7 protein-coding genes are annotated in these 12,500 nt (G+C 69.2%); 5 read left to right on the forward strand and 2 right to left on the reverse strand.

The window, feature by feature from the left end; genetic code table 11:
* Nucleotides 1–2: 2 nt before the first annotated feature.
* Both ACWCPW_RS46655 and ACWCPW_RS46660 read right to left on the reverse strand, forming a co-directional pair.
* Nucleotides 3–4,205, reverse strand: coding sequence for an nSTAND1 domain-containing NTPase (locus ACWCPW_RS46655; RefSeq protein WP_449767716.1), 4,203 nt, complete (start codon nucleotides 4,203–4,205; stop codon nucleotides 3–5).
* An 83-nt stretch (nucleotides 4,206–4,288) separates the two neighbouring features.
* The gene (locus ACWCPW_RS46660) at nucleotides 4,289–4,591 is read right to left on the reverse strand and encodes a CU044_2847 family protein (protein ID WP_449767717.1); all 303 of its coding nucleotides are present in this window, start codon (nucleotides 4,589–4,591) and stop codon (nucleotides 4,289–4,291) included.
* A gap of 1,376 nt (nucleotides 4,592–5,967) precedes the next feature.
* Here ACWCPW_RS46660 and ACWCPW_RS46665 point away from each other — a divergent pair.
* The 5 genes from ACWCPW_RS46665 (at nucleotide 5,968) to ACWCPW_RS46685 (ending at nucleotide 11,807) form a co-directional block, all read left to right on the forward strand.
* Nucleotides 5,968–6,498 carry a hypothetical protein gene (locus ACWCPW_RS46665; RefSeq protein WP_449767718.1) on the forward strand — a complete coding sequence of 177 codons (531 nt, stop codon included), beginning with the start codon at nucleotides 5,968–5,970 and terminating at the stop codon, nucleotides 6,496–6,498.
* A 182-nt stretch (nucleotides 6,499–6,680) separates the two neighbouring features.
* Nucleotides 6,681–7,811 carry a polyprenyl synthetase family protein gene (locus ACWCPW_RS46670; protein WP_449767719.1) on the forward strand — a complete coding sequence of 377 codons (1,131 nt, stop codon included), beginning with the start codon at nucleotides 6,681–6,683 and terminating at the stop codon, nucleotides 7,809–7,811.
* A gap of 152 nt (nucleotides 7,812–7,963) precedes the next feature.
* On the forward strand, nucleotides 7,964–9,433 hold the full coding sequence (locus tag ACWCPW_RS46675) for a hypothetical protein (protein WP_449767720.1): 1,470 nt from the start codon (nucleotides 7,964–7,966) through the stop codon (nucleotides 9,431–9,433).
* A gap of 14 nt (nucleotides 9,434–9,447) precedes the next feature.
* Nucleotides 9,448–10,521 carry a terpene synthase family protein gene (locus ACWCPW_RS46680; RefSeq protein WP_449767721.1) on the forward strand — a complete coding sequence of 358 codons (1,074 nt, stop codon included), beginning with the start codon at nucleotides 9,448–9,450 and terminating at the stop codon, nucleotides 10,519–10,521.
* A 122-nt stretch (nucleotides 10,522–10,643) separates the two neighbouring features.
* Nucleotides 10,644–11,807: a cytochrome P450 gene (locus tag ACWCPW_RS46685; RefSeq protein ID WP_449767722.1), complete on the forward strand. Its 1,164-nt coding sequence runs from the start codon at nucleotides 10,644–10,646 to the stop codon at nucleotides 11,805–11,807.
* Nucleotides 11,808–12,500: the final 693 nt, after the last annotated feature.

Here is a 12,500-nt window from a genome sequence, read left to right on the forward strand (position 1 = left end):
ATTCACGGAGGGCAGATTTTGGTCGGCAGGCCGTCCGGGAGGCTGCCTCGTTCATCGTCGGCAAGACCACGCCCCAAGACGCTGCACAGGTGCCGCCGCCACAGGACCGGGTCGAAGCGGACCAGCCGTAGGGCTCCTCCTGACACGGGGCTGAGGAGCACTGCCTTGCCGTCCTTGGTGGCCGCCAAAAAGCGCTGGTCCTCCGCGAATTCGTACTTCTGGACGTACCCGGGATCGTCCGCCTTCATAAAGCGCACGGAACTGCCATTGGCCAGGAAGAACCCGGAGCCCCCGGTTTCGCCCACCAGATCTCGATTCAGGTTCAACGGCCCAAATGGTCCCGCCTCCCTCTTCGCTGATTTCCGAAGCCGGATCGACCACAGCTCCACCATGCCGCTCCTGGTCAACACGGCCACGTGGTGACGGTCCCTCAAGAGGCGAATCGCAGCGAGGCCGTCGACAAGATGCACACGAAGTTCCTCTATCTCCTTTCCGGTTCGCAAATCGACAGTGTGCACGTCAGGTCCGCCCTGCACGGCCACCACCACATACCCCGGCTCGGGGTGGCCACTGACGACGTACTTCGGCCGGTCCTCCGTGGTGAGTCGAAGGTTCTTCAGGTCGATCGGCGACGAGAGGGGGTGACCGTCGCGGGCGTCCCAGTACTCGACGCGCGTGCCGGAGACCGTGAGGAGCCGATCCCCATCGAGGAAGCTAAATTCCAGCAGCCCTGCCTTTCCATCCTGGCCGGTGGGTGGCTCCGCAGTGGTGAACTCGGCCACCCGGCGCAGCGTGGGCAGGGCGCGGACGGTGATCCGGTTGTGGTCCGACACGTCCGCCACCAGAGTCTGGGCACGGTTGACCGCGAGTTCTTGGCGCGGGTCCGCGGGTGTTCGTCCCTCGTTCACAACTTCGACGAGGGTGGGTTGCTCGCCCCTGGTCTCCGAGACTCTCAGGCTTGCGCCGTCGCGGCCCACTCGCACCACCATCGTGCTGCCGTCTCCGAGCAGTGCCGGAGGGCTGTAGGTGATGCTGTCGTCCGCGTTCGCCAGCTTCCACGCGGTCAACGAGTTCGCGCGTTGGGTGATCAGAACGGGCTCGCGCGGAGTTCCGAGGAGCGGCAGATCCGTATCCCTGCTCGTGGAGTCCGGGAAACCAAGGAAATGCTGTGCCCGGCTCTCACCGCGTGTTTCGAAGAGATCCCACTCGTCGGGCGAATCGGCGGCCAGCGCGAAGTGTTCACCCTTCGCGTCGACGACGACCTTGCCGCAAAGGCCCTCCGTCTGGTGGCGACGCAGGACTCGTCCGTCCAGCACGCCGATGGCCTCGTAGTGGGCTTGGGCCGGGTCGGTCCTGGTCTGTTTGCAGACGACGGCCAGGCTGCCGTCCCCGGAGGCTGCGACACGTGCGCTGTTGATGTCGTCTGCCAGTTCGTGCATTGTGGCGGTGCCGATGTCGATCTTCACCATCGCGGTCGTCTCCGGCCCCGTCTCGTGGCTGGCAATCAGGGTGTTCCCGTCGGGACCGAACCACACCTCCCCGAGGTGGGCGACCTCGGCCGGCAGTGTCTGCAGTCGTCCCGTGTCCAGGTCCCACACCTGCGCCGGCAGTGTCGACGACGTTGCCGATACCCCGACCAATCGTCGGGCGTCCGGGGAAAAGTCCATGATCTTCGTGTCACCGCCTATTCGGATGCCTGCAGAGGGGGCTTGGAGTGATCCCTGGAGTGGATGCGCCGATCCCACCAGTTGTTTCCCGACGGGCGTGACGTCGTGCCACATCACCACTCCGTCCAGGTCGCGGATGTAGGCGATTCGTCGCCCGTCCCGGCTGACCACGGGGGACAGGACGGGGTAGGGGAGGCGGAGCGGCTGTTGTCGGACCCTGCCCTCGGCGGAGCGGACGAACAGGACCGCGTGGCGTTCCTCGGTCACCACGAGTGTCACCGCGCCGTCGGTGCTCATGGCTGTCGAAAGGATCTTCCCCTCATTGCCGGACAGGATCCACGCCGTGTCCCTCAGCTCTTCGTAGCGCCGCAGCAGAGCGTTGCGGGCTTCCTGGGTCGGCGCGGTCTCGTACGCGGCGATAGCCGCGAGGGCGGCCACCCCGGGGTTGCTCTTCGTGAATTCGTCCGATTGCACCGCGAGCGTGCGCGAGCGCCCCTCGACCTGTCGTCGTGCGCTGACCTGTGACTGCTGGACGAGGAAGGTGCCCAGGCCGGCGATCAGCGCGAGAACCAAGGCGACCGTGATCCACGCGACGCGGGCTCGGATTCGCAAGGCCCGTCGGCGTCGGCGGGAGCGGTCGAGGAAGTCGCGTTGATCGCAGGCGAGTTCCGTGTCACGCCCGCGCAGTCTGGTTTCCAGGGAGGCGAGTTGGAGGGGGCCGGGCAGCAGGTCGGTGGGGCGGTTCGCGTGGCGCCACCGTTCCAGGTCGTGTTGCACCTCTGCCCGTGCGGCGAGGAAGTCGGCGTCGGCCCGGGCCAGTTCCGCCAGGGTCGGCCATACCTTGATCAGCGCCTCGTGGGCCAGTTCCGCGCTTTCGGGCGAGCCGTTGCCGCCGTGGAGGACCAGCAGGCGGTGGCCGGCGAGGGCCTGCGCGAGGCGCCAGGCGTTCTCCCCGGCCTCCTCTCGGGTCAGGGCGCGCCGCAGTGGGGCCTCGCCGCCCGGCAGTACCCGCACCAGGCCGGTCAGCAGCCTCCGCGCCTCCGCTTCGCTCGCGGGTGTGACACATTCGCGCCATGCCTGGTCGGCGTGGCGGCGCAGCGCGCCGGACACCCCGCCGATGTCCTCGTAGGTCGCGGCCCGCATCCTGCCCGCGTTCCGTCGTTTCCACAGTTGTTCCAGGACGAAGCCCAGGAGTGGCAGGATGCCGGGCTCGCCGCCGGTGTCGTCCAGGATGCGCCGGACCAGCCCGGGGTCGTACTCGACGGCCGGAACGCGGGCGAGCGGTTCGGTGATCACGGTGTGCAGTTGGTCCCGGGTCATGGGGGTGAGCGGGAGCGTCGACCCGCGCTCGAGGGCGGGGCCCAGGAGCGGGTGGCTCAGGGCGGCGTCCATGAAGTCGGCGCGCAGGGTCACCAGGACCCGCAGGCCGGCCGGGGGGTGTATGGGGAACAGCAGCGCGAGGGTCTCGGCGAGCTCGGGCTCCGGGGTGTTCAGCAGCGCTTCGGCCTGGTCGAGTACGACCAGCAGCCTTGCCCGCGACCGCCCGGTGGCCCGGTGGAAGGCGTCCACGAGTCCCAACTCGCCCAACCAGTCGTCCACTCGGTCGGCGCTGTCTGCCCGGGCGGGCCCGTGCCCGCTCGACATCGCCGTCTCGAACAACTCCGTCGCGAGCGCCGCCCGCGCGGACCCGACGTGACCGGCGTCGATCACCAGCACCGCGTGGTCGGCCAGGCGCATTGCGGGCACCACACCGGCGAGCGCGAGGGAGGACTTTCCACAGCCGGAAGGCCCGTAGACCGTGACGCTTGGTCGTTCGCCCCGTAGGGCCGCGACCACCCTGTGCACGTCCTCGTCGCGCCCGAAGAACACCTCCGTGTCGGCTTCACGAAAGGTGGCGAGTCCCCGAAAAGGGGCTGCCGGGCGCAGCACGGGGGTCAGTTGGGGGATCTCACGCAGCACTGCCCTGGTGCGCAGGACGAACGCCTGCTGGGCGTCGCGCGCCGGCTGGGCGGCAACCATGAGCCCGACCGCGGCGCCGAGGTCGTCGTCCCAGACGGGGCTTCCGCTGAAGCCGGGTTTGACGTGTACGGCCTGTCCGTCTGTGCGCGAGAGTTGGACCCAGCCGCGGCCGGTGGGCCCGCGGAACCTTCCTTCGTGCCAGATGCCGTCGGGGTGGTCGTCGGTGAAGCCGACGGCGCGGGCCTGGTGGTCCCAGACGCTCTCGGCGTCGGCCATCGGCAGTGGGAGTGCGCCGGGGAGGTCTTCGCGCAACCGCAGCAGGGCCACGTCCCCGCTCTGGTCCGCCCGGATGGGCACCCATTGCAGTACGTCGGCCGTCGCCGTGGGGATGTCGTCCGTGCCGTCGGCCAGCGGCAGGTCGACGGTGACCTCGGCACCGATTTCCACCGTCGTGTCGCGGGGCAGGTCGAGCACGTCGGACACCACGTGGGCGCAGGTGAGGACCAGGGTCGGGGCGACGAGGAAACCGGCACCGCCGATCGTGCCGTCTCCGCCCCTGATCCGTACGACTGCGGACACGAGTACCGACTCCGGTCCTCGAGTGTCGCCCTCGCCGTCTCCTGCCACCGCCGACCTCCCCGTGAACGTGACCCGATGCCGGCTCAGTTCGCTTGCGGACCGCTCGTGGGAGATATCGGCCCGTCGTTCCTGTGCCAGGTCATGCCGACGGAGAAGTTCGCGGCGACGGACGACCCGGCAATGAGGATCTTTGCGTCGGCGGACAGCGACATGCCGAATTGCAGGGTGGCCTCGTCCGGCGGGTACGCCATTTGTCGGCACTGCTCGACGAAGGCGTTCGCCACGGGACGGATGACGCTGAGCATCTGGCCGAGTGTCTCCTCGGCCCGCCCCACGGTGCGGCCGCCCCGACCGACGCGCACCAGGCTTTCGTCGATCTCGTTCACTTGGACTCGGACGACGTCTCCGCCGTCGCCCAAAGGCACTTCGACGATGTGGGAGGACTGTCGCTCGCTCATCGCGTCGCCCCATCATCGCTGCGCGCACACGCCGCGAGACGAGGGAGGCCGGCTGATCGAACGCGAGGAACGTCGAGCCTGCCGGCGCCGACGTCGAGAGCACGACCGCCACGAGATTGAAGGTTCATGAGACCTGCCACTTCCCTCCGACGAGCCGTCCCCGGGTTGGGCCCTGACGGCATCATCCCTGCCGGGTGCGGTCGATGTGGCGTTTTTCGGAAGACGCGCTCCGCCGAGGACATGGAACACCGAAGCACGGTGGCGGTGCCTCGGTCGGTCGCGGAGCACGATCGCCCCGGTCGGGAACGGTCGGCGAGATTGGTGGTGTTCGACTCACGGCGCCATGGCGGGAACCACCCCCGGCGCGCCCACGCAAGGCCGGCTGCGTCGTGCCCTTCGGCAGGTCGTGGACGTCCATCCGGACCCGGCCACTCTGGTCGTTCCGCGCAGCCGAGCCGGCTACAGGCGCGGTTCTCGTCTCCACGCCGTCTCATACGAGAGGGTGTCCGGGCACCGACGGTGGGCGGCCGGGACTTTGTGGCGCGGTGGGGTGGACACGGCATCCGGTCCCGGGGGATCCGAAGAGCAACCGCGGGTGCGATTCCGGCCATCGAGTTCCAGTCTTCGCGCGTCGCGGGCTCGTTCGTGACTCTTCGATTACGGAGCGATCAGGGGGCGGTGCCGCGGTCGGTGCGGCGGCGCGATCGCCGACCGGGGGGTCCGCATGGAGCGTTCGGTGCTGTTCGTGCACGGGACCGGGGTGAAGGCGAAGGATTCGACCAGACCGTGGACGTGTTGTCCGGGGTTTGCGCGGAGCGCTTCCGGGACGTGCCGTTCAGGGGTTGCTATTGGGCTGACGCGGAGGGCGCGCGCCCGGCGAGCGGGGTCTCCGTGCCGGGCTACGAGGCCTCGGGCGGCGGGAGTGCGGATCCCGAGGACGAGCAGCCGGCGATGTGGCGGGTGCTGTACACCGACCCCTGGCGGGAGTTGCGGCTCCTGGGCCTGCAGAAGGCGACCGCCAGGCGTGCGAGCCCCGGTGCCGAACCCGCCGAACAGGTGTTCCCGCAGGGGATCCAGCGGTGGGAGCCGTCGCCGGAACCGCGGAAGACGCTGACCGGGTACGGGCTTTCGGCCGCGTTCGACGAGGCGCTCGTGCGGGCGCGGGCGTCGGCGGAGTTGCGGGCTGCGGCGAAGACCGCGGAGATCGACGCGCACGCCCACCGGTACGTGGTGGCGCGGGCGTTGGTCGCGTACGCGATCGTGTCCCTGGGGAGGCGCCGGCGCCGACCGGTGCAGGTCGCAACGTGGTGCTCGAGGCGGTCGCGCGGGACCTGGACGCGATCCGCAAGAAGGTCCCGGGGTGGGTGCAGGACCTGGGCACCCTGTATCTGCAGGCACGTCGCGGCAAGCACATCGACAAGCTCACCCCGATGCTGGGGGACATCCTGCGGTACCCGGCGCGCGGCGAGGGGCTGCACGAGTTGATCGCGCGGTCGGTGGACGACGTGCCCGGCGACGGCCCGGTCACGCTGCTCGGGCACAGCCTCGGCGGTATCGCGTGCGTGGACCTGCTGGCGACGGATCCGCCCGCGCGTGTCGACCGGTTGATCACCGTGGGGTCCCAGGCCGGGTACTTCCACGAGATCGGTGCGCTGCGCAGCGTGGAGGCGCCGGCCGGGCTGCCCGAACAGTTCCCCCGCGCATGGCTCAACATCCACGATCCGCAGGACATGCTGTTCTACCCGGCCTCGGTGTTCGGGCCGTGGGTGGAACTGCGGCTCGGCGGCAGTCACGACGCGGCCGCGACCACATCTGGGCGTGGGGCGGGATGGTGACCTCGATCGAGCGGACCGCGTATCCGCGGTTCAAGCGGCTGACCAGCTCGCCGACGGCCAGGTTCAGGTCATCGCCGCCGGACGGGGGCGCAAGCGTCTTCCGTCGGCTGCGCGCATCTGGTCTCCTCGGAGATATCTGATCCGGATGTGGTGAGAGCGTGGCACGGGAGGGAGAGTTCGGTGTGACGACGATGCCGGTGCGCTCGTTCCTGTCCGGCCCGGAGGGGGAGCGTGCCACCGTGCCGGTGAACGAGGTCCCCCTCAATGTGCCCGATCTGTGTCGCCGGGTCGACGCGGTGCTGGAGGAGTTCCTCGAGTGCAAGCCCCGCACCGCTGCCGACGGCCATATGCCGGCCCAGGTCGTCGATGTCCTGCGCGGCTTCCTGGCATCCGGCGGCAAGCGGCTGAGGCCGGTGCTGTGCATCTGCGGCTGGGATGCGGCCCGTGGCGGCACATGCCCCCGTCCCGTGCTACAGGCGGCGGCAGCTCTGGAGATGTTCCACGCCTTCGCGCTGATCCACGACGATCTCATGGACCAGAGTGGCACCCGTCGCGGCCATCCCACCGTCCACCGATCCCTCGCCACCCGCCACGCCGGGCGGGGCCACCGGATTGCCGAGCAGCTGGGCGCCTCCGGCGCGATCCTGGTCGGCGATCTCGCCCTGGCCCGGTCCGATGAGCTCCTGCACACCGCGGGCCTGCCCCCCGACCGTCTGGCCGCCCTGTGGCCGGTCATCGACGCCATGCGCACCGAGATCATGGTCGGTCGGTACCTCGACGTGATCTCCACCGGCACCCTGGAGGCCGACCTGGACAGCCCGCTCCGGATCAGCCGCTACAAGACCGCCAAATACACCGTCGAGCGGCCCCTGCATATTGGCGCTGTTCTCGCCGGCGCCGGTCCCGCAGTCCTGGACGCCTGCACCGCGTTCGCTCTCCCCCTCGGCGAGGCATTCCAGCTCCGCGACGACCTCCTTGGCGTCTTCGGGGTCCCCGGCCAGACCGGCAAACCATGTTTGGACGATCTGCGGGACGGCAAGCACACCGTCCTGATCGCCCTGGCCCTGCAACGCGCTGACGCACATCAGCGCTCCGCGCTGCGCGACCTGGTCGGAGCGCCCGATCCGGAGGAATGCGGTGCCGCCCGTATCCGGGCGGTCCTCGAAGACATCGGAGCCCGCACGGCGATCGAGCACATGATTGCGACCCCGTACGAGCAGGCACTGACCGCACTGGACCGGGCCCCCTTCCCTGCCCCCACCACAACGGCCCTGCGCCGGATAGCCCACTACGCCACCACCCGAACCGTATGACCCCCCCACCCCACCCACCCGCACCGGTAGTAGCCCCTACCGCCCTGGATGGAGTCATGACACGTCAGCACGCCCACCGCAGCACGCACTCGGCGGATGCCGTCATCGCCGGCCCGGAGCCCGCTGCCCCCGGCCGCCACACTCGCACTGACGTGATCGACGATGCACACGTACTGCTGGACAGCCTGCTCGCCCAGCCTTGGGGCCAGGTCTCGGGCTCCGTCTACGAGACGGGCAGACTGGTGGCGCTCAGTCCCTGGCTGGTCGGCCACCGTGAACGCGTCGCATTCCTGGCCGACACGCAGCAGGAAGACGGCCGGTGGGGTGCCTCCGACCCTGGCTATGCCTTGGTTCCCACCCTCAGTGCAGTCGATGCGCTGCTGAAGACCGGTGGGCATGTGGCAGCCTGCGAGCGCGGACTGTCCTGGCTGAGGCGGATGTTGAACGAGCTGCCCAAGACCCCGGACTTGCCCGCCTTCGAACTGCTGGCCTCGGCGCTGCTGGAATCCATCAATCAGACCTCTCGTGCAGCCCTCCCCGTCCCCGCTGATCTCCGACCCGACCAGCTCCACGAACTGCGGGCCGCGCTCATCTCAGGCGCCCGTCTGCCACCGAAACTCATGCACGCCGCGGAAGCCCTGCTCCCGGCCCGCTACCCGGGCGACGCCATTCCCGCCCACGGCGGGTTGGGCGCCTCGCCCGCGGCCACCGCCGCTTGGCTCGGCGACGACCCCGGCCCGGACCACCCCTCGCGCCGGTACTTGGAGCAGACGACCACCCTGCTCGGCGGGCCGGTACCGTGTGCGCTGCCGATCACCGTCTTCGAACGCAGCTGGGTCCTCAGCACTCTGGCGCGGGCCGGAATCCCCCTCAGGCCCCACCCCACCCTGCTGTCGAGCCTGACCGATCTGATGAGCACCGACGGCACACCGGCCGCCGCCGGCCTGCCGGCAGACGCCGACAGCACGGCCGTCGTCCTGCACGCCCTCATGCTCTGTGGCCACGCCGCAGACCCCAGAGTTCTCTCCGGCTACGAGACGGACACGCACTTCGCGACCTGGCCCGGAGAGCAAGGACAGTCCCCCAGCACGAACGCCCACGTGCTGGACGCCTTCGGACTGCACGCCCGCACGACAGGGGACACCAGCGGCCGCTCCGCCATCCGCAAGACGTCCTCCTGGCTGCGTTCCGTCCAGTACCACGAGGGCTACTGGACCGACCGCTGGCACGCGTCCCCCTACTACGCCACCGCCACCGCGACCCTGGCGTTGAATGCCTACGACGGACCGGATGTACGCGACTGCATCGGCCGGGCCCTGGCCTGGGTCCTGAACACCCAACACCGTGACGGATCCTGGGGACAGGACGGCGGCAGCGCCGAAGAGACCGCCTACGCCGTCCAGATCCTGCTGACCACGGGGGCGCCCGCCGCCGAACCGGCCCGGCGCGCCGCCTGGCGGGCCGTACACCACCTGGCCGACGCCCCCGACAACCCGCCCGCGTTGTGGCACGACAAAGACCTCTACCGGCCCGCAGCGATCGTGCGGTCAGCGGTGCTCGCCGCCCGCTTCCTCATCGATCGACACCTCGGCAGCCCGACCTCGCACCCCGCCGCCAACTGAGTACGGAGGACGAGATGTCTTTATCCGGTCGCAAGCCGGCCACCGAGGCGATCGAGGCGGACCGGTACTTCCGAGTGCGCAACCACGCCCTGGACTCGACCCTCACCAGCAAGCCCGACCCGCTGGGATGCGTTGCCCCGGCCGACCGCGCTGGTGTCCTGCAGACCGCCCGTGCCGTGCTCGCCGACATCACCCGCTGGACGGCCAACTACCCCGTCATGGGGCACCCCGGCGATATCTCCAGCCGCGCCACCTACAGCAGCCTGCACTACGCGACGGCGTTCGCCTCGGGAACCCGGCAACAAGCCTTCGAACTGGCTGCCCTCACCCTGGTGGTCTTCTCCCTGGACGACCTCATGGACGGCGTCCTCGGTACACATACGCATCCCGAGATCGAAGAATTCGCCCGCGCATGCAAGAACGCCCTTTCAGACCCTTCCGCCGGCGACGGACTCGCCCCCGACGACCGACTGGTCGTCCAGGCGCTCCACGACATCTTCTCCAGGCTCGCCCGCTACTCCGCCTTCGACTGGGCTCGGGATTACCTCGCGGCTTCCTGGGCGCAATGTATCGACGCGATGCGGCAGGAAACCCGCTGGCGGCTGCGCCTCGACCCGCCACCCAGCTATGACCGCTACATCGAGAACGGAGATTTCTCGATCTTCACGCCGGCCTTCGCCGCCGTCTACGTCATCGTGACAGACGTCCCCGGCCTCACGCCGCCGGAGCACGGGGCTTGGACCACGGCAGTGCTGCACGCGACGCGTGCCGTCAGGCTCTGCAACGACCTGCGTTCGGCCGCACGGGAAGAACTCGAAGGCACACCAAACGCCTATGCCCTGCTCCTTGACGAGGGGAAGAGCCCGCACCAGGCGACTGGTTCGCTCCTTGCCGCCGCCCAGCAGGCCATGACCTCTCTACACATGACGGCTCGCCCGCTCCCGTCCAAGCTCCATGCGGCCCGAGAGGCCCTCATCAACGCCACGCACTTTTACTGCAACTGGGTTTTGAACCAAGACACACACAACTACCTCCCCGAGGACCTGGACCGCCGCGCACGGAGCGAGACGCAACCGCGAGCGAGGTAGCGGCAGATCCCCGACGAGCCCGCGACATGTCCGAGTCGGCCCATGGACGGCGCGCCTTCCCCTGCTGTCGACAGGCCGGCACAGCACCCGCCAGGTGGCACCATGTACCAGAGGAGGGCGACTTGACCGCGCCACATCTGCGCTTCGACCCGTTCACCGAGCCCTGCCCGGCCGGGCGAACCCACACTGCCCTGGACGAACTGCGGGAGCAGCACAGCGTCTTCCGTAGCACCGCCGGCCAGGGGTTTTGGGTGCTCACCCGCCACGACGACATCCTCGCCGCGCTGCAGAATCCGCAGATCTTCTCGAGCCGCTCGATCTCCGTCATGGACCCCGATCCGGCCTACCAGTGGATCCCGATCATGATGGACCCGCCGACTCACACCACCTGGCGGCGCCTGCTGCGCCCGCTGTTCACGCCGGCCAGAGCCGCAGCGATGCAGGACCGCCTCACCAGGCAGTGCGCCGTGCTGATCGACGACCTCGTCGACCGGCAGTCGTGCGACTTCGTGGCCGACTTCGCCCGCCGCTATCCCACGACGATCTTCCTGGAGCTGATCGGGCTGCCCACCAGCCAACTCGAACAGTTTCTGACCTGGGAGCATGCCATCCTGCATCCCACCCCCGGCGGCCCAGGCAACACGGAGGCAAAGAACGACCTGCGAAACTGCTTCACCGATCTCATCGCCAAGCGCCGTGCCCGGCCCCGCGATGATCTGGTCAGCGCCGCTCTCTCGTTCACGATCGATGATCGGCCCGTCAGCGATGCCGAAGTACTCGAACTGTGCATGCTGCTCTTCCTCGCCGGCATGGACACTGTCGCCGCCCAACTGTCGTACGCCTTTTGGCACCTGGCCCGCCACCCGGCCGACCGGGCCCGAATCACCGCTGCCCCGGACCTCGCCCCCGCTGCCGTTGAGGAGTTCCTGCGCGCCCACACGCTGACGCTGACCGCCCGGAAACTCGCTGCCGACCACACAGTCGACGGTTGCGCGATGAAGGAGGACGACATGGTCATGCTGCCGCTGGCCATGGCCGACCGCGACCCCCGCGCCTATCCCGACCCCGCACTTGTCGACTTCGACCGACCGCTCAGGCGACACCTGTCCTTCGGCGCCGGACCCCACCGCTGCCCGGGCGCACACCTGGCCCGCCTCGAAATCCAAACCGCCCTGCGCGAATGGCACAAACGCATCCCCAACTACCAGATCAGCGAAGACACCCAGCCAATGGAACACGCCAGCCTCGTCCTGGGGATCGACACACTCCCCCTGCGGTGGAAATAGGGCACATCGGGGCGTGTCAAAGACTTCCCGACGCACCCTTCGGATGGGCAACGGCCGCCCTCCACCAAGAACTCGCGCAGCACATGGCCCGATACCCGGGCCCAGTCACCAAGGCCAAGTTCCGAACGCCGCGGCCCGCAAGGGCAAGCATGGCGGCCGGCCCCAGGTCATCACCGACGCCATGCTGCACACCGTGCTCCGGCGCCGCGCGAACGGCGAGTCGGTCGAGCAGATCCCAACCCGACCTGATCATCCCCACCGGCAAACGCAAGGGCTCAGCCCAAGCGTCGCCAGCATCTACCGGGCCCTCGCCGAACACGACAAGACCCAGGCGTACCCCGAAGCCGTCGAGCAGGCCCGTGCCGAGTACGCAGGCCACCCTCACCGCTGCGGACGACATTCCGCGACCTCGTACCCGGACCACCGACCAGGCTGTGACGCACAAAAGGGCTCCGATCTCGGGGGAACCGGAGCCCGCACCGGCCCGGAGGGCTGTCCGGCCGGCCTCTTCAACGTAGGCCACGATCAGCCATCGCGCCCGGCATCAAGCGTTCAAGATCAACTCATTGCCCCTTTGACCCGTATCTCGGCGCTACCCCTAAGGGCTGTCCCGTAAGCACTGGCGCCCCGTGCCCCGTCAACTGGGCCCAGCCGATATTCCGGGTCTGCGACCGCGAGCTGTGGCAGCCTGCC

The organism is Embleya sp. NPDC001921, from assembly GCF_053594475.1.